This window comes from Caldanaerobacter subterraneus (assembly GCF_004345675.1).
Classification (GTDB): domain Bacteria; phylum Bacillota; class Thermoanaerobacteria; order Thermoanaerobacterales; family Thermoanaerobacteraceae; genus Thermoanaerobacter; species Thermoanaerobacter subterraneus.
Genome location: NZ_SLWU01000009.1, coordinates 44,141 through 61,505, shown reverse-complemented (window position 1 = coordinate 61,505; position 17,365 = coordinate 44,141). Strand labels below are relative to the sequence as shown.

At 39.0% G+C, this 17,365-nt stretch carries 21 protein-coding genes; all 21 read left to right on the top strand.

Features of this window, described 5'->3' with window-relative positions; translation table 11 throughout:
• The first annotated feature begins 4 nt into the window (after positions 1-4).
• Positions 5-523: a rod shape-determining protein MreD gene (gene mreD / locus EV203_RS05760; RefSeq protein ID WP_132039545.1), complete on the top strand. Its 519-nt coding sequence runs from the start codon at positions 5-7 to the stop codon at positions 521-523.
• Complete coding sequence (locus EV203_RS05755; protein WP_132039543.1) at positions 520-2,835, top strand: penicillin-binding protein 2; 2,316 nt, start codon at positions 520-522, stop codon at positions 2,833-2,835. The genes mreD and EV203_RS05755 overlap by 4 nt, the downstream gene beginning before the upstream one ends.
• A gap of 93 nt (positions 2,836-2,928) precedes the next feature.
• Complete coding sequence (gene minC / locus EV203_RS05750) at positions 2,929-3,573, top strand: septum site-determining protein MinC (protein WP_011025280.1); 645 nt, start codon at positions 2,929-2,931, stop codon at positions 3,571-3,573.
• Between the two features lie 40 nt (positions 3,574-3,613).
• Entirely contained in the window at positions 3,614-4,408 is a 795-nt protein-coding gene (gene minD, locus EV203_RS05745; protein WP_132039542.1) for a septum site-determining protein MinD, read from the top strand.
• 21 nt (positions 4,409-4,429) lie between these two features.
• Positions 4,430-4,705 carry a cell division topological specificity factor MinE gene (gene minE, locus EV203_RS05740; RefSeq protein ID WP_011025282.1) on the top strand — a complete coding sequence of 92 codons (276 nt, stop codon included), beginning with the start codon at positions 4,430-4,432 and terminating at the stop codon, positions 4,703-4,705.
• Positions 4,706-4,793: 88 nt separating this feature from the next.
• The gene (gene rodA, locus EV203_RS05735) at positions 4,794-5,891 is read left to right on the top strand and encodes a rod shape-determining protein RodA (protein ID WP_132039540.1); all 1,098 of its coding nucleotides are present in this window, start codon (positions 4,794-4,796) and stop codon (positions 5,889-5,891) included.
• 13 nt (positions 5,892-5,904) lie between these two features.
• Complete coding sequence (locus EV203_RS05730) at positions 5,905-6,294, top strand: methylglyoxal synthase (protein WP_011025284.1); 390 nt, start codon at positions 5,905-5,907, stop codon at positions 6,292-6,294.
• A gap of 55 nt (positions 6,295-6,349) precedes the next feature.
• On the top strand, positions 6,350-7,069 hold the full coding sequence (locus tag EV203_RS05725; protein ID WP_011025285.1) for a M23 family metallopeptidase: 720 nt from the start codon (positions 6,350-6,352) through the stop codon (positions 7,067-7,069).
• Positions 7,066-7,902: a M50 family metallopeptidase gene (locus EV203_RS05720; protein WP_009611194.1), complete on the top strand. Its 837-nt coding sequence runs from the start codon at positions 7,066-7,068 to the stop codon at positions 7,900-7,902. Before EV203_RS05725 ends, EV203_RS05720 begins: the two co-directional genes overlap by 4 nt.
• A gap of 28 nt (positions 7,903-7,930) precedes the next feature.
• Positions 7,931-9,781: a TIGR03960 family B12-binding radical SAM protein gene (locus EV203_RS05715; protein ID WP_132039538.1), complete on the top strand. Its 1,851-nt coding sequence runs from the start codon at positions 7,931-7,933 to the stop codon at positions 9,779-9,781.
• The gene (locus EV203_RS05710; RefSeq protein WP_009611191.1) at positions 9,762-10,415 is read left to right on the top strand and encodes a TIGR03936 family radical SAM-associated protein; all 654 of its coding nucleotides are present in this window, start codon (positions 9,762-9,764) and stop codon (positions 10,413-10,415) included. The genes EV203_RS05715 and EV203_RS05710 overlap by 20 nt, the downstream gene beginning before the upstream one ends.
• Before the next feature lie 9 nt (positions 10,416-10,424).
• The gene (locus EV203_RS05705; protein ID WP_011025287.1) at positions 10,425-11,843 is read left to right on the top strand and encodes an Rne/Rng family ribonuclease; all 1,419 of its coding nucleotides are present in this window, start codon (positions 10,425-10,427) and stop codon (positions 11,841-11,843) included.
• 81 nt (positions 11,844-11,924) lie between these two features.
• Entirely contained in the window at positions 11,925-12,275 is a 351-nt protein-coding gene (locus tag EV203_RS05700) for a LapA family protein (RefSeq protein ID WP_011025288.1), read from the top strand.
• 119 nt (positions 12,276-12,394) lie between these two features.
• The gene (rplU, locus tag EV203_RS05695) at positions 12,395-12,709 is read left to right on the top strand and encodes a 50S ribosomal protein L21 (protein WP_011025289.1); all 315 of its coding nucleotides are present in this window, start codon (positions 12,395-12,397) and stop codon (positions 12,707-12,709) included.
• Between the two features lie 2 nt (positions 12,710-12,711).
• Positions 12,712-13,038, top strand: a complete 327-nt coding sequence (locus EV203_RS05690; RefSeq protein ID WP_011025290.1) for a ribosomal-processing cysteine protease Prp — start codon at positions 12,712-12,714, stop codon at positions 13,036-13,038.
• Positions 13,039-13,041: 3 nt separating this feature from the next.
• Positions 13,042-13,329 carry a 50S ribosomal protein L27 gene (gene rpmA / locus EV203_RS05685; protein WP_011025291.1) on the top strand — a complete coding sequence of 96 codons (288 nt, stop codon included), beginning with the start codon at positions 13,042-13,044 and terminating at the stop codon, positions 13,327-13,329.
• Positions 13,330-13,380: 51 nt separating this feature from the next.
• On the top strand, positions 13,381-13,602 hold the full coding sequence (locus EV203_RS05680) for a Spo0B domain-containing protein (protein WP_041587127.1): 222 nt from the start codon (positions 13,381-13,383) through the stop codon (positions 13,600-13,602).
• Between the two features lie 31 nt (positions 13,603-13,633).
• On the top strand, positions 13,634-14,905 hold the full coding sequence (obgE, locus tag EV203_RS05675; protein WP_132039570.1) for a GTPase ObgE: 1,272 nt from the start codon (positions 13,634-13,636) through the stop codon (positions 14,903-14,905).
• A gap of 74 nt (positions 14,906-14,979) precedes the next feature.
• Positions 14,980-15,609, top strand: coding sequence for a nicotinate-nucleotide adenylyltransferase (gene nadD, locus EV203_RS05670; protein ID WP_011025294.1), 630 nt, complete (start codon positions 14,980-14,982; stop codon positions 15,607-15,609).
• Positions 15,606-16,202, top strand: coding sequence for a bis(5'-nucleosyl)-tetraphosphatase (symmetrical) YqeK (gene yqeK, locus EV203_RS05665; RefSeq protein WP_132039536.1), 597 nt, complete (start codon positions 15,606-15,608; stop codon positions 16,200-16,202). Before nadD ends, yqeK begins: the two co-directional genes overlap by 4 nt.
• Positions 16,186-17,361 (top strand): LCP family protein, encoded by a 1,176-nt coding sequence (locus tag EV203_RS05660; protein WP_132039534.1) that lies wholly within the window; start codon positions 16,186-16,188, stop codon positions 17,359-17,361. The genes yqeK and EV203_RS05660 overlap by 17 nt, the downstream gene beginning before the upstream one ends.
• Positions 17,362-17,365 lie beyond the last annotated feature (4 nt).

Genomic DNA, 17,365 nt, shown 5'->3' with positions numbered 1-17,365 from the left:
AGCTATGAAGAGACTCTACAAGTATTTATTGATTCTTTTGCTGATAATTCTCCAATCTTCTCTTTTTAAGTTTATTGATATCTTAGGCATAAAACCTGACGCAGTCTTTATCTTTGTCTTGAGCTTATCTCTTTTGAACGGGCCTTGGGAAGCAGTTTACTTAAGCCTTTTTGCGGGTCTTGTCCAGGATGTCATCTTTAATAACGCCTTGGGAGTCAGCACATTTTCTTTGTTTGTTGTATCTTATATCACAGGGCTTTTGAGCAAAAATGTCTTTAAAGAAAGCACTTTTGTGGCCTTCGTGTTTACCTTCTTAGGTACATTACTCTACAACTTGATAATCATGTTTTCAATGGTCTTGATGAAGTACCAGTTTAACTTTTTAGAAAGCCTTTTGGATGTAGGGATGATACAATCAGTGTACAATTCCCTCATTGTTGCCTTTGTGTACAGGTACATCGTGGCTTTTAACAGATATGTGAGTGAGAATAAAAAACTTTTTTCTAGAAAAAGTTGGTTTTGAAGGTGATAGAGTTGAGTGAAGCCTTAAAAAAGAGGTTTTACGTCCTTGCCTCTATAATAGGGATACTGCTTTTACTTCTTGTTTCCCGATTAGTTTACCTGCAGCTTATAAAGGGAGACTATTATAGAGACATTTCCATAAAGCAGGCGATTCGCTTGATTCCCATTGATGCCCCAAGAGGCGAGATTGTAGATAGGTACGGTGTAAAACTTGCTACAAACAGGCCTAGCTTTTCTGTAGACATTTTAAAAGGTGAAGTTGTGGACAGCCATTTGAATGAGACTATATTGAAGTTAATACATTTACTAGAAAAAAATAATGTAAAGTATAAAGATGACCTTCCTCTTTATTTGAACGACAAAGGAGAGCCTTATTTTAACTTTAAAAATCCTGATGAAGGAGATGTCTCACCTGAAACCTTAAAAGAGAGGGAAAAGGCGTGGAAGAAGGCAAACAATATAAATGAGAGCGCCACAGCAAAAGAGACGTGGGATATTTTAATGAAAAAATTTAAGATTTCAAAAGATTTGAGCCCTCAGGATGCAAGAAAGATAATGGTTGTGAGGCAGCTCATGGAAGAGCAGGGATACAATCAGTACCAGCCAGTCGAAATAGCAGTAGATGTGGACCAGAAAACAGTGGCAGAGATTGAAGAAAGGCATTTAGAGCTTCCTGGCGTGATGATCAACATAAAGCCGATAAGGTATTATCCATATGGGACCCTATTATCTCAAACCTTAGGCTATATTGGCCGCATTACTCCTGAGGATTTAAAGAAACTAGATATAAAGAAGTACAAGCTGACAGACTTAGTGGGACATTCAGGAATTGAAGCTTTGTATGAAGAGTATTTACACGGGAAAGATGGAGGGCAGCAGGTGGTAGTTGATAATTACGGAAGGCTTATCAAAAATTTAAGCACAGTGCCACCTGTTCCGGGAGATACAGTTTTTCTCACTATAGACAAGAATATTCAAGAGGCTGCAGAAGAAGCCCTCATAAATACTATGCAAAAATTAAGGGAGGGCAAATTGGGGAAACCGCGCCCCAACGCAAAAATTGGAGCAGCAGTAGTTGTGGACATACACTCAGGGAAGATTTTGGCTTTGGCCAGCGTGCCTGGTTTTGACCCTAATATATTTGCTACGGGAAGTCCCCCAAAGGATGTAGTAAATGAGCTTTTTAGGGAAAGAGATGCAACTGTTGATCCGAGCCCTATCTTCAATTACGCCACCCAAGGGGCAGTGCCTCCAGGGTCTACTTTTAAAATGATAGTTGCTCTAGCGGCGCTTGAGACAGGTGTCACTACTGTGGATGAGAAGTATCTAGACCCCGGTGTATACATTACCGGGCAGACAAACTGGCTGTGGAATGAATACGGTAGGACACAGGGCTGGGTCAATGTGTCAGATGCTATCAAGTACTCAACAGACACCTATTTTTATGAGATGGGAAGGAGAATGGGAATAGATAAAATAGTGGAATATGCTAAAAAATTTGGCTTAGACCAGAAGACAGGCATTGAGCTTCCGGAAGCTAAAGGGATTATCGCAAGTCCCCAGTATAAAAGAGAGTTTTATCTGGCACTTATAAGGTCTATGGTAAAAAGCGAAAGAAACCCCGATGGCCCTATAACTGAAGAGCAGTACAATAAAATTGTAGAGATTGTAGACAAAGGAGATTTGAGTGACTACAATACTTTTCTCAAGTTAGAGAAAATGGGAATAAAAGATCCAAAATTGCAGAGAAAACTTTGGGAGATGATGTATTACGCCAGACATTGGAGCTTGGCTGATACCTGCAATGCGGCTATTGGGCAGGGAGACAATCAGTTTACCCCTCTTGAGATTGCAAGTTACATCTCAACCTTGGTAAATGGTGGAATTCGGTATAGACTCCACCTTGTAGACAAGATTGTAGATGCTGAAGGGAATATAGTCAAAAAGACAGAGCCAGAAATTTTAGGCAAAATAGACATTCCTAAAAAGTACCTAGATGCGATAAAGCTAGGCATGAAGGGAGTTACTGAAAGAGGGGGAACGGCAAGCGCTGCATTTGACGGTTTTCCCATGACTGTAGGAGGTAAGACTGGTACTGCAGAGGTAGGCATAAAGGGAAGGGATAATTACGCCTGGTTCGTAGGTTTTGCCCCCTATGACAATCCTCAAATTGTGGTAGTTACTGTTATTTATCAAGGAGGAAGCGGTTCATACGCTGCTTATGTGGCAAGAGATATATTTGACGCCTACTTTGGGCTGAGTAAAAGCGGAGAAAGAGAGACATTTAATCTTGTAAATACTCCTTTAAGGTAAAGAGGTTTACCCTCTTTTTTCTTTTATAAAGCAGGAAAAATGCATTTTGTGGAGAATATAGATATTTAGATGAAATTACACTGGAGGTAAATTATGGTAAGAGAGCCTGTGAAGATTCAAGGGACAAAAGAAGGACTTGTAATTGTTGTGGATGAAGATGTGGATATTGAGGTTTTAAAGGAAAGAATTGTAGATAGAATAGAAAAATCTCTTAAATTTTTTGAGGGTGCTACCTTAAATGTCAGGGTGAAAAATTCTAAATTTAAGGATGAGGAACTTGAAGACCTCAAAGATTTTATCCTGAAAAACTATGGAGTAGAGATTTTTATAAAAAAATTTCAGGAAAAGCATATAAAAAACGTCACAGATGACGAAATATTTAATGGGTTGGAAGAAGGGATTACTAAATTTCACAGAGGTACTGTGCGGTCAGGGCAAGTGGTTAAGTACTACGGGAATTTAGTAATAATAGGGGATGTAAATCCCGGTGGGCTTGTTCAGGCCGCTGGCAATATCGTAGTTACGGGGACTTTGAGGGGAATCGCTCATGCGGGTTTTACAGGTAATAAAGAGGCTTTTATTGTCGCTTCCTCCCTTAAGGCTATGCAGCTTAGAATAGCAAACATAATTTCGAGAGCTCCTGACAAAGAGGAGGAAGTGGAGTATCCTGAAATTGCTGTGGTAAGGAAAAACAAAATAATTGTAAGACCACTTTACCACCTCAGCGACTTATGGTAAAATATTCTAAAAGATAATATTAATGGAATGGAGTGAGAGGATGAAGGAAGCAATAGTCATAACTTCTGGAAAGGGCGGAGTGGGTAAAACCACTACTACTGCAAATATTGGTACATACCTTGCTATGAAGGGTTATAAAGTAGCTTTAGTGGACACTGACATAGGCCTTAGGAATTTGGATGTGGTGATGGGACTTGAGAACAGGATTGTCTATGACATTGTAGATGTAGTGGAGGGGCAGTGTAGATTAAAACAAGCTCTTATAAGGGACAAGAGGTTTGACACTTTATACCTTTTACCTGCTGCGCAGACGAGGGACAAGACCGCTGTGACGCCGGAACAGATGAGAAAGTTAATTCAGGACCTAAAAGAGGAGTTTGATTACATACTGGTAGACTGCCCGGCGGGAATTGAACAGGGATTTAAAAATGCTATTGCAGGAGCTGATAGAGCTATTGTAGTGACGACTCCTGAGGTTGCGGCAGTGAGAGATGCTGACAGAATAATTGGACTTTTGGAAGCTGCTGAACTTCATAATCCGCTTCTTGTGATAAACAGGATCAAGATGGATATGGTAAAAAGAGGAGATATGATGGATATAGAAGACATAATTGACATACTTGCAATTGACCTTTTGGGAGTAATTCCGGACGATGAGAACATAATAATTTCTACTAATAAAGGAGAGCCTATAGTTCTTGATGAGAAGTCTTTGGCTTCTCAGGCCTACAGGAATTTAGTTGAGAGGTTTTTAGACAGAAATGTGCCTCTTATAAATTTGGATGTAGGCAATGGCTTTATGGACAGGCTAAGAAGGCTTTTCAAGATGGCTTAAAAGTCAAGGAGGTGTTTTTAGATGGATTTGTTCAAAGCCTTTGGCGGAAAGAGCAACAGTAAAGACATAGCAAAAGAGAGGCTCCAGCTTCTGCTGGTTCACGACAGGATAGATACGTCTCCGCGATTTTTGGAGATGATAAAAGAAGACATTTTAAACGTAATCTCAAATTATGTAGATATAGATGAAAAAGGACTTAGAGTTGAGATTACGAAAGAGAGAAAAAGCGATGACACTTTCATTTCTGCCCTTCACGCTAACATTCCCATAAAAAAGATGAAACAGGTGATAAGGTAAACTGGCGACCAGCCAGTTTTTTTATGTAGTTAAAACTTTTATTGTATGGTATAATACAAATTGGATTTTTTAAGAAGGGAGAATAGCTGTGTTTGATAGAAAGCTTCTTAAAAATTTTGATTGGGGGCTTTTAATTGTAGTTTTATTAATTTCTATATACAGTCTCATAGTTATCACAAGCGCATCTCATGCCCTACAGACAGGTTCATATAAAAAAGTGATAGTGCAAGCTGTGGCAATTTTGATAGGACTTATTTCAATTGCATTTATATGCCTTTTTGACTACAATGTACTAGCTAAATTTTCCACATTTATATATATTTTAAACTTAATTGCCTTGGCACTGGTATTAGTGATAGGTAAGGTCAGCAAGGGGGCACAGAGCTGGATAAGCCTTGGACCTGTTGATATACAGCCTTCAGAGTTTTCTAAGTTAGCCTTGGTGCTCACTTTAGCTAACATGTTCAGCAATCAGGAAGAAATCAAATCTTTCAGAGAGCTCATAGGCCCTCTTGTATATGTAGGAATTCCTTTTATTGCTGTGATGTTGCAACCTGATTTGGGGACAGGGCTTGTCTTTATAGCAATTTTTTTGGCAATTGTATATATATCTGGAATAAGGACTAAAGTGCTCGCGCAACTTTTTGCAATAGGAATTGCAATGCTGCCTATTGGATACAAACTCTTAAAGCCCTATCAGAGAAATCGTCTTTTGTCCTTTTTAAACCCCGAATTGGACCCAATGGGGATAGGCTATCACGTGATACAGTCAAAGATAGCAGTAGGTTCAGGGATGTTCTGGGGGAAAGGACTTTTTCACGGCAGCCAGACCCAGCTTTATTACCTTCCAGAGGCTTGGACAGACTTCATCTTTTCTGTTGTTGGGGAGGAATTAGGATTCGTAGGTGCTACTTTTCTTATAATCCTTTACGCCATAATGCTTTATAAAGCCTGGAAAATTGCGTATAATGCCAAGGACAAGTACGGAATGCTTGTGGCAGTCGGGATAATTGCCATGTTCACCTTTCACATATTTGAAAATATAGGCATGACAATTGGGCTTATGCCAATCACCGGTATTCCTCTTCCTTTTATGAGCTATGGGGGAAGTGCTATGGTAGTGGACATGATGGCGATAGGGCTTTTAGAGAGTATCAGCATGAGAAGGCAGAAAATAAACTTCTGAGGGGGGCATTTTTATGAATATCGCTCTTATTGCGCATGACCAGAAGAAAGAACTTATGGTTAACTTTGCTATCGCTTATAAGCACATATTTGAAAAATGCAATTTGTACGCTACGGGGCACACCGGACAGCTTATAAAAGAAGCAACAGGACTTGATGTTCACTGCCTCTTGCCGGGACCTCTGGGAGGAGACCAGCAGATAGGGGCTTTGATTGCTGAGAATAAAATTGACCTTGTCATTTTCTTGAGAGACCCTCTCACTGTTCAGCCTCATGAACCTGATATACTTGCTCTTTTGAGGGTATGCGATGTCCATTCAATCCCTGTTGCTACTAATATTGCTACTGCTGAAGTGCTTTTGAAAGGAATGGAAATGGGACTTTTAGACTGGAGACAAATTTGATTCATAAGGCGGCCTCCTTCAAAATAAAATGTACATAGAAGGAGGCATTGTCATTATGAAATATTATTATTCCAAGAAGATTAACCATTATAGAAAGTACATAGACCTTTTTGAAAACCAATTGATAATAGCGATGGTGCTTTTGGGGATGGTTCTTCTTTTTAAAGCAATAGATGTGCCTTTAGCAAATTCCTTTATAAATGTTACAAAAAGCGTTTTAACTTACAATATGGATTACGAAAATACAAAAAAAGGTCTAAAATTGGTGCAGTCTAAAATTCCATGGCTTAAAGAAAATGTGGTTAAAGTTTTTTCACAGGCAGAGGAAAAACCTTTTTCTAAAGAAGCTATACAAACATCTTCAAAAATGATGGCTCCTGTAGAAGGCAGAATAACTTCTGGCTTTGGAGAGAGAGTAGACCCTTTTACAAATAAAGTGACAAAACATACGGGAATTGATATCGAAGTGCCTGTAGGTACAGAAGTAAAAGCAGCACTGGATGGGGTTGTGATGCTGGCGACAGAAAAAGAAGACCTAGGGAAAGTAGTTGTATTAAGGCATGAAGGCGATGTAAGGACTGTCTATGCTCATCTTTCAGAGATTTTTGTAAAAGAAGGGCAGCAGATAAGACAGGGAGAGGTAATTGGCAAGTCGGGAGACACAGGAAAAGTTACGGCTCCTCACCTTCACTTTGAAGTTTGGGAAAATGGCAAGCCCATAGACCCTCTGACAAAGGTAGTGATAAATGAGGCTGCCAGTGAGGAGAGAAAATGAAGGTAAAAGTCCACTTTTCTACTTTTGTGTTTGGATTGCTTTTGATTTTTTTAGGCTTTGTGAAAGAACTTTTCAGCATATTTCTTGTGGTGTGTGTGCACGAAACGGGACATGTTTTGGCGGCAAAAAAGCTTAAGGTGGAAGTTTTAGAAGTAAATATATATCCTTTTGGGGGAGTGGCTTTTCTAGATCCAACTGTTTTTATACGTCCGGATTTGGAAATTCTAATAGCGCTGGCTGGTCCTTTTTTTAATATCTTTTTTGCTTTTTTATCTGAGCTATTTTCCCAAATTTTTGATATAAGACTTGACTATTTTATAAAAGCCAATCTGATAATGGCTTTTTTTAATCTTTTGCCAGGATTACCTCTTGACGGAGGCAGGATTTTGAAAAGTTTCCTGTCTTACTTTCTCAGTTTAAGGAGCGCGATTCTTGTTTCAACTTATGGGACCTATCTCATTTCCTTTAGCCTCTTGTGGGTTTCCTTCAAAGACATTTCCCAGGTGAGCAGGAATGTTTTATATACATTTTTAGCAGTGCTTCTTGTAATTGCAGCAAATAAAGAAAAAAAGATGTCTGCTTTTTTGCAGATGAGAAATTTATACAGAAAAAAAGTAGAATTTTATAAAAAAGGAACGATGGCTGTTCACCATCTGGCAGTATCTGAAAAAGCGAAGCTGAAAGATATAATAAAAAATTTTATGCCGTCGAAGTACCATGTTATAATAATATTAGACAGCAATTTGAGGGAAAAATATAGGATGACAGAATCAGAATTTTTTGAAAAAGCTTTAGAATATGGGCTGAACAGCTGTATAGGTGATATTTTGTAAAATTAAGAAAAACACTGGAGGAGGAAGAATGGATATAAAGGAAAAAGTTGATTCCCTCCTTATGAAGGTGAGCAAGCCTACCCGCTATACAGGAGGGGAATTGAATTCAGTCTTAAAAAATCCGAAGGAAGTAAAGGTGAGGTTTGCCTTTGCTTTTCCAGACGTATATGAGGTGGGCATGTCTCACCTTGGGATGAGAATCTTGTACCACCTTTTAAACAAAAGGGAAGACGTGTACTGCGAAAGGGTATTTGCACCTTGGGTTGATATGGAAGCTTTGATGAGGCAAAATAAAATTCCACTTTTTACACTGGAGACCAAAACCCCTCTTTCAGAATTTGATTTTGTGGGCTTTACTCTTCAGTACGAGTTAAGCTATACTAATGTGATAAATATGTTAAATCTTGCTAATATACCTATTCTGTCTAGAGAAAGAGAGGGGCTTCCTTTTGTCATAGCTGGAGGACCCTGTGCTTACAATCCTGCTCCTTTATCTGAGGTCATCGATTTTTTTGTGATGGGTGAAGGGGAGGAAGTAATTCACGAAATAATAGATGCTTACATTGAATGGAAGGAAAGAGGAGGAGAAAGGGAGGAATTTTTAGAGGCTGTCTCGCAGATACAAGGAGTGTATGTGCCAAAGTACTACATTGAGGAGTATGATAAAGACGGAAAAATTAAGGAAATACGCCCTATAAAAAAGGGCATTCCTGAAAGGGTTAAGAAAAGAATAGTAAAAGATTTTGAAAATGTGTATCACCCTGAAGAGCAGATAGTACCCTTTATGGATATTGTGCATGATAGGATAATGCTAGAGATTTTTAGAGGATGTACTAGAGGGTGTAGATTCTGTCAGGCAGGGATGATTTACAGGCCTTTAAGGGAAAAGTCGAAGGAGAAAATTCTTGAGTTGGCGGACAAGCTTGTCAAATCCACTGGTTATGAGGAAATTTCTCTTGCCTCTTTGAGCACTTTTGATTATTCGCAGATAGAAGACTTGATAAAAGAGCTCATATCAAGGTATCAAGAGAAGGGAATAGGTGTTTCAATTCCTTCCAGCAGAGTGGATGCTGTGTCTATAAATTTGCTAAAAGAGATACAAAAGGTGAGGAAGACAGGGCTTACTCTGGCTCCTGAAGCTGGAACCCAGAGGTTGAGAGATGTCATAAACAAAGGAATTACAGAAGAGGACATTTTAGAGGCTACGGCTTCTGCTTTTGAAGCTGGGTGGAACAACATCAAACTCTACTTCATGATTGGACTTCCCACAGAGACGATGGAGGACGTGGAAGGGATAGTGGATTTGGCTTATAAGATAGTTGATAACTACAAGAGGGTGAAGGGAAACATCAAGAATTTGAGAGTTACAGTGAGTACTTCTACTTTTGTTCCAAAGCCCTTCACGCCTTTTCAATGGGTTGCTCAGGATAGCGTAAAAAGGATAATTGAAAAGCAGAATTTCTTGAAAGAGAGGTTAAAAAGCAAAGTGTTGAAGTACAACTGGCACAATCCATACATGAGTTTTCTCGAGGCTACAATTTCTAGAGGAGATAGAAGGGTAGGAAAAGCGATAATAAAGGCTTGGGAAAAAGGCTGTAAGTTTGACGGATGGGATGACTATTTTGACCATGAAAAGTGGGAAAAAGCTTTTAAAGAAACAGGAGTTAATCCACATTTTTATGCCAACAGAGAATGGGAAATAGATGAAGTTCTTCCTTGGGACGTGGTAGATGTGGGAGTTACAAAAAAGTTTTTAGAAAGAGAATATAAAAAAGCTTTGGAAGGCAGAATTACCCACGACTGCCGCTATTACTGCACTGGCTGTGGAGTGAAGGACTACGACGAGGGGGTCATCTGTTTTGAAGCGCCTAAGAAGTAAGTACACAAAAGGTGAAGAGGTAAAGTTTATATCTCACCTAGACCTTTTAAGAGTGATCCAGAGGGCATTGAGGAGAGCTGATATAAAAGTGGCATTTTCTCAAGGATTTAATCCACATCCGAGAATTTCTTTTGGCCCTGCTTTGATGGTGGGGGCAACTACTGAGGGGGATTACATGGACGTAGACGTGGAAGAGGACATTTCACCGCATGAATTTAAAGAGAGAATGAATGAAGTTTTACCTTCAGGTATTAAGATTGTAGAGGTCTTTGAGGTGGACGTTAGAGATTCTTTATCTTCAAGAATTAAAGGAGCAGATTATTTGGTGGAGGTTTTTTTAAAAAAAGAGGTAGAGGGCTTAGAGGAAGCAGTGAAAAGATTTATGGCGAAAGATACAATAGAAATAGAGAAAGAGACTAAAAAAGGGAAAAAGCTCGTTGATTTAAAGTCTTATCTTGAGGAGTTTTATCTCATTGATATGAATGGGGAAAGGGCAAAATTTTATGTTAAAATGAAGCTGGGGGAAGGTTCTCCTAATCCCTTTCACCTTTTAAAAGCTTTTAATGAATATATAGGGGATGCTTTTGATTTGGAGTATTATAAAATTCACAGAAAGAACATGTTTTTAGAGTGAGGAACTGAGGTGAAAATTTTGAAAAGGCTTATTATTGATATAGATGAAAAACTGTGTCAGATTGCTTTTTTAGAAGATGGGAAACTAAAAGAGTACAGGCCAGAGAGAAAAAACGGCAAAAATATCTTGGGGAATATTTACAAGGGGAAAGTAGAAAACGTCTTAAAGGGGATGCAGGCAGCCTTTGTAGATATAGGTCTTAATAAAAATGCTTTTTTATTTTTAGAAGATGTTGTGGGGAGGGAAGACAAGTCCATAACACAAGTTTTAAAACCGGGTCAGGAAGTGATGGTGCAGGTTACAAAAGAGGCAATTGGCCTTAAAAGTCCTCGTGTTACAACTAATATTTCAATACCGGGCGAATATGTGGTTTTGATGCCTTTTATGAACTATGTGAACGTCTCTCACAGGATTGAAAATCCGGCAGATAGGGCAAAGTTGGCCGAGATTGCGAGAAGACTAAAGCCTGAAGGCATGGGACTCATAATGAGGACATCTTCTAAAAATGCCAAAGAGGAAGAGATAAAAGAGGATATAGAGAAATTACTTTCTGTTTACGAGAAAATAAAAGAAAATTTTAAGTTGCTTCCTTCTCCTTCCCTCATTTATAGCGAGGAAAGCATTGCTGTGAAGTATTTGAGGGACTTTCTTTCTTATGATGTGGACGAAATTGTGATAAACGATGAAGAAGAATATGAGAAAGTGAATCAGTACTTAAAAAAGATTGGAAAAGATATTGAAATAGTTCTTGAAAGAGGGGATGTCTCAGGAATATATGGAGTGGACTTTCAAGTAGAAAAGCTTCTAAACAAAAGGGTTTGGCTCAAAAGCGGAGGTTTTTTGGTTATAGACCAGACAGAGGCTTTAACTGTTATTGATGTCAATACGGGGAAATATGTTGGTAAGAGTTCGCTTGAAGAGACCATATTTAAGACGAATTTGGAAGCGGCGGAAGAGATTGCTTTGCAGCTTAAATTAAGAGATATTGGAGGGATTATACTCATAGACTTTATAGATATGAAAAATGAAAATTTTAAAAAGGAATTGCTGGAATTTTTTAAAGAGAAATTGAAACAGGATAGGGCAAAGTGCACGGTTTTAGGATTTACACAGCTTGGGCTTGTAGAGATGACGCGGAAAAAAGTCAGAGAAGAGATTTCCAGCTTTTTAAAAGTTAAATGTCCGGTGTGTGGTGGTACTGGTACAGTGTATTCTGAGGAGTACATATACAAAAGGCTTAAAAACCAGATTGAGAGAATATTAAGACATGTTTTGGTGAAAAAAGTGATAGTAAAAGGGGATAAAAAAGTGGGAGAAATTCTTAGCAGAAAAAAGCTTATAGAGGAATACGAAAAAAGTCGGGGAATTAAACTCATCTTTGAAGAGGTTTTTAGCGAGTACGGTAAGTTTGAGGTGGAATTTGAATGAATTGTGTTGACAACTTAAAAGGATAAACTTATTATAAAGATAAGAAATTGTGTTAATGATTTGAAAAAGAGGTGGATTTTTATGAAAGGGCAGTATTACACTATTCTAGCCCTTATATTTGCCATCATAGTAGCAATTTTTGCAATTTCTAACTCTGGACCAGTTGACATAAGCTTTTTGTACTGGCATTATTCTATGTCGCAAGCACTAGTTATCCTGCTTTCGGCGGCTGTTGGAGCTATCATTGTAGGAATAATAGGGGTGTTTGGGCAAATACGCTACAGCGCTACGATAAGAGGGCTTAACAATCGAATAAAAGAGCTTGAAAAGGAAAAAGAGGAACTGATACAAAAAGTGACTGCTCTTCAAAATTACAATCTTGACAGAGGGAAGGAAGAGGGAGAGGGAGAAAAGGGCGCGCAGAGCATTTGACATTGCTTTTTAATTGACAAGTGGTGTTTTATTGTGTTAAAATATCACTTGTGGCCGCTCGAGACGGGTTTTAAAATTTTACCTTGTTCTCGGCGAGACTGGATGGAGGAGGTGCAGTGATGTACGCAATAATTGAAACAGGTGGAAAACAGTACATGGTCAGAGAAGGAGATGTCCTGAAGGTTGAAAAATTGAACTATCCTGAAGGGGAAGTTATAGCCTTAGACAAAGTATTGGCTGTATCCTTTGAAGATGGCAATGTAGAGTTTGGGAAACCCTATCTTGAGAATGTAAAAGTGACTGCTAAGGTATTGGAGCATGGGAAAGGGCCAAAGATAAGGGTATTTAAGTATAAGCCAAAGAAAAACTACAGAAGAAGACAGGGACATCGCCAGCCGTACACGAAGATTCAGATTGAGAAGATTGAAAAATAGCCATGATTGAAGTGAAAGTGTGGAGAAATCCTCAAGGGGATATATACAAGTTTTATGTAAAAGGACATGCAGGGTATGACGAGTATGGAAAAGATATAGTGTGTGCAGCTGTTTCTGCTATTTCCCAGACGGCGGTTTTGGGGATAGAGAATATAAAGGGAGTAAAAATTAGAAAAGAGATCGAGGAAGGCAATTTAGAAGTGGAAGTTAAAGAAGTTTTGAAAGAAGAAGACAAAATCAAGCTACAGGCTATACTAGAAACTATGGTTTTGGGCCTTAAGGATGTGGCTAGTGGATACAGTGAGTATGTGAAGGTAGAGGAGGTGTAAGGGATGATACTGCAGCTTTTTGCTCACAAAAAAGGGGTGGGCAGTTCTAGAAACGGACGTGACAGCGAATCCAAAAGGTTAGGCGTCAAAAGGTCAGATGGGCAGTTTGTACTTGCAGGAAATATACTGGTAAGACAGAGAGGTACTAAGATACACCCAGGTGCTAACGTAGGAATAGGGAAAGACGACACGCTTTTTGCTTTGATAGATGGATATGTGGTATTTGAGAGAAAGGGTCGCGACAAGAAACAGGTAAGTGTTTATCCAGAAAGAAAAGTTGCTCAGAGTTAAAATCCTGGTTTACGCCAGGATTTTTTCATAATTTTGATTAGAAAGCGTGGGATGGTTGTGTCGGATGTGGAGGTATTGGTAGAGTACATGAGAAAAAGAAGGCATGAGCTTTTAAATGACCTCCAAGTGATTTTAGGATATGCCCAGCTGGGGAAATTGGATAAGGTGGTTGATTACATACACAGAATGATTGATAATTTAAATGAGGAGAGAGAAATTTTTAACTGTGAAAATCCTCAGGAAATTATAAAAACTCTTTTGAAAAAGGCATAATAATTAGAGAATGAATAAGGCAGGTGATATGGTGTTTATAGATACAGCCCGCATATATATAAAAGCCGGAGATGGGGGCAATGGCTTTATTTCTTTCAGGAGAGAAAAGTATGTTCCTTATGGGGGACCTGACGGAGGAGATGGGGGAAAAGGCGGAGATGTGATTTTTATAGCAGACCCAAATCTTTCTACACTGTTGGATTTTAAGTACAAAAGAAAATATATTGCTGAAAATGGAGAGAATGGCAAGAGTAAAAATCAGTATGGAAAAGATGGTGAAGACCTCTATATTAAGGTGCCTGTGGGTACTACTATCATAAATGACGAAACTGGAGAAGTGATAGCGGATTTAATAAAGCCATATCAAAAGGCCATTGTGCTGAAGGGAGGAAAGGGAGGAAGGGGAAATGCCAAATTTGCCACTCCTACTTTAAAGACTCCCCGCTTTGCTGAAAGCGGTGAAAAAGGAAGAGAAATGTGGGTGAGATTAGAGCTTAAACTTCTCGCAGATGTGGGACTGGTTGGGTTTCCCAATGCCGGAAAATCTACATTATTGGCGAGTTGCAGCAGAGCTAGGCCCAAAATTGCCAACTATCCTTTCACGACTTTGACCCCAAATTTAGGAGTTGTGGAGCACAAAGGAAAGTCCTTTGTAATGGCTGATATTCCAGGGCTTATTGAAGGAGCCCACAGGGGTGAAGGATTGGGACACGATTTTTTGAGGCATATTGAAAGGACAAAAATGCTTATCCACGTGGTAGATGTATCTGGAAGCGAGGGAAGGGACCCTGTAGAAGACTTTGAAAAAATAAATGAAGAGTTAAGACTTTACGATGAAAGGCTTGTGATTTTGCCTCAGATCGTCGCAGCAAATAAGATGGATTTGCCTGAGGGGAAAGAAAAATATCCTAGATTTGAAGAGGAGATAAAGAAAAGAGGATATGAGGTATATCCCATATCGGCTCTTACAAAAGAAGGGCTTGATGCTCTTCTTGACAAGACTATTGAGATTTTGTCTTCTATTCCTGCCGAAAAAATAGAGGAAGTCCCTGAGGTAATAGTCTATAACCCGCCTGAGGAAGAGGAAACCCTGGAGGTAGAAGTCAAAGGAAACACTTATTATCTAAAGGGAAGTAAGATTGACAAGCTTTTAAAGAGAATAAATTTACAGGATGAACATTCTCTGAGGTATTTTGAAATTCTCCTTAGAAAAAGTGGGGTAATAGATGCTCTTAAGGAGAAGGGTTTTAAAAGCGGGGACGTCATAAATGTGAGGGATTTTGAGTTCGAGTATTACGAGTAAAAACTTCAAGTTGTGCATTTTCACTTTTTTAATGTATAATGTAAGTATACATTAAAAAAGCAGGGGGATATAAATTGGAAAGGGAGCTCAGGCTTGGTATAATGGGAGGCACATTTGACCCTATACATTATGGCCATTTGGTCACAGCGGAAGCTGTAAGGGATGAATTTAAGCTGGATAAGGTAATTTTTGTACCTGCTGGCAATCCTCCTCATAAAGTGAAGAGGAAAGTGACTGACAAAAAACACAGGTATTTGATGACTATTTTGGCTACTATAACAAATCCATTTTTTGAAGTTTCTTCGATTGAAATAGACAGAGAAGGCTACACCTACACAATTGACACTATAAAAGAGTTTAAGAAAATGTATGGAGAAAAAACCCTGTTTTACTTTATAACAGGGGCAGATGCTGTATTAGAGATTCTCACTTGGAAAAATGCGGACGAGCTTTTGAGGCTGTGCTATTTTGTAGCCGCAACCCGTCCTGGCATTGAAGGGAATAAGATTGACCAAGAGCTTGACAAGATAAGAAAGCTTTATGGAGATGTGATTTACAAAGTTACAGTTCCTTCTTTAGCAATTTCTTCCACTGATATAAGGGAAAGAGTGGCAAAGGGTAGACCTATAAAGTACCTTCTGCCAGAGCCAGTAGAAAGGTACATCCAGAAATACAAGCTTTATAAAGAGGATGACTCAAGATGAGGCATGACATTGAATGGATGAAAGAAAAACTAAAAGAAATGCTGGATAAAGAAAGGTACATCCATTCTGTTGGGGTTATGGAAACAGCTGTAAAGCTTGCTGAGAAATACGGAGAGGATGTTGAAAAAGCTAGGGTGGCAGGGCTTCTGCATGACTGTGCAAAGGGCTTTTCTGATGAAGAGCTTGTAAAGATGGCTCACAAGTACGGAGTTCGCGTAGATGAGGTTCTTCTTAAAGTGCCTTTTTTGTTGCACGGACCTGTTGGGGCTTATCTGGCTCAAGAATTGTTTGGAGTAACAGATGAGGAGATAAAAAGAGCGATTGCTCTTCACACTACAGGAGATGTTAACATGTCTCTTTTAGACAAGATTATATTTTTAGCAGACTATATAGAGCCAAATAGGGATTTTGAAGGGGTGGAGGAATTAAGGGAACTTTCTTGGAAGGATTTAGATTTAGCTGTTTTAAGAGCTTATGACAGCACTATATGCTATGTGATAAAGAGAAATATGATACTTTATGAGAAAACTGTGAGCGGAAGAAACGACATTCTTTTAAAATTGGGAGAGGAGAAACGTGAGGAGATTTTTTAAAATTTTCGCTCTATTTTTGGGACTTTTGGTACTCGGCTTGGGGACTGGAGCATATATATATTTGAAGTCTTTAAATCCCTCTGATGCGAGCTTGATGAACCTTCCAACTAAGGAGGATAAAAAGAACCTTGAGGAGATAAAAGTGCTAATTTTGGGGATTGACGAGACTTCTCCTGATGACCCTCATAGGTCAGATACTATGATGGTCATTTCCTACAATGTCAATACGCAAAAGGGGTATATTTTGTCCATTCCGAGAGATACCATGGTCACAATTCCCGGCCATGGGGTTCAAAAAATAAACGTAGCCTATCCAATTGGCGGACCTAAACTTGCCATGGAAGTAGTATCACAGCTTACTGGAGAAGACATTAGCTACTATGTGAAAATTGACTATGAAGGTTTTGAAAAGCTTGTGGATGCTATAGGTGGCGTGGAGATGAACGTTCCTATGGACATGAATTATGACGATTATGCAGGGAATTTGCATATTCACCTGAAAAAAGGGTGGCAGCATTTGAATGGAGAAAAGGCTTTGCAGTTGGTGAGGTTTAGACATGGTTATGCTGAGCAGGATTTAGAGAGGGTAAAGGTCCAGAGGGAATTTTTGTTGGCGGCTTTAGACAAAATTAAAAGCCCTTCTATTCTTTTGAAATTGCCTCAGCTCTTAAAGACGGTCAATCAATATGTGGAGACTAATATCCCTCCTTCTCTGATGGTCAAATACGCCGAGTACGCTGCAAAAGTTAGTAAAAATGACATAATTACTGCTACACTGCCTGGAAACCCTGAATATATAAATGGCATAGCTTACTATGTTGTAGATTCAGAGGAGATAAAAAAATTCATGTCAGATTTACAAAAAGGGGAATTAAATCAGTCTGTTAAAATAGAAGTATTAAATGGGTGTGGCATTCCTGGAGCTGCAGGGAAAGTGGCGGAAATTTTAAAACAGCAGGGCTTTGATGTGGTTCGCGTGGGAAATGTGAATGGAGCTTCTTATGATACTACTCAGATAATTTTAAGAAGTGAGAATAAAAAGGTTGCAAATGAGCTCAAGAAGCTTCTTAAAAATGCTGTGATAGTAGAGGACTACCAGAAAAAAAGCGATGCTGATATAACCATAATTTTAGGGAAAAATGTAAGCTTAGAGGGGTGATTTA

Bases quoted from the DNA above. Each gene is read 5' to 3' on its own strand.
- EV203_RS05700 (WP_011025288.1), top strand. From the start codon at position 11,925: ATGAAAGGGCAGTATTACACTATTCTAGCCCTTATATTTGCCATCATA.
- minE (WP_011025282.1), top strand. From the start codon at position 4,430: ATGGATTTGTTCAAAGCCTTTGGCGGAAAGAGCAACAGTAAAGACATA.
- EV203_RS05725 (WP_011025285.1), top strand. From the start codon at position 6,350: ATGAAATATTATTATTCCAAGAAGATTAACCATTATAGAAAGTACATA.
- yqeK (WP_132039536.1), top strand. From the start codon at position 15,606: ATGAGGCATGACATTGAATGGATGAAAGAAAAACTAAAAGAAATGCTG.
- EV203_RS05680 (WP_041587127.1), top strand. From the start codon at position 13,381: ATGGTTGTGTCGGATGTGGAGGTATTGGTAGAGTACATGAGAAAAAGA.
- mreD (WP_132039545.1), top strand. From the start codon at position 5: ATGAAGAGACTCTACAAGTATTTATTGATTCTTTTGCTGATAATTCTC.
- EV203_RS05720 (WP_009611194.1), top strand. From the start codon at position 7,066: ATGAAGGTAAAAGTCCACTTTTCTACTTTTGTGTTTGGATTGCTTTTG.
- EV203_RS05730 (WP_011025284.1), top strand. From the start codon at position 5,905: ATGAATATCGCTCTTATTGCGCATGACCAGAAGAAAGAACTTATGGTT.
- EV203_RS05690 (WP_011025290.1), top strand. From the start codon at position 12,712: ATGATTGAAGTGAAAGTGTGGAGAAATCCTCAAGGGGATATATACAAG.
- minD (WP_132039542.1), top strand. From the start codon at position 3,614: ATGAAGGAAGCAATAGTCATAACTTCTGGAAAGGGCGGAGTGGGTAAA.
- minC (WP_011025280.1), top strand. From the start codon at position 2,929: ATGGTAAGAGAGCCTGTGAAGATTCAAGGGACAAAAGAAGGACTTGTA.
- rplU (WP_011025289.1), top strand. From the start codon at position 12,395: ATGTACGCAATAATTGAAACAGGTGGAAAACAGTACATGGTCAGAGAA.
- rpmA (WP_011025291.1), top strand. From the start codon at position 13,042: ATGATACTGCAGCTTTTTGCTCACAAAAAAGGGGTGGGCAGTTCTAGA.
- EV203_RS05715 (WP_132039538.1), top strand. From the start codon at position 7,931: ATGGATATAAAGGAAAAAGTTGATTCCCTCCTTATGAAGGTGAGCAAG.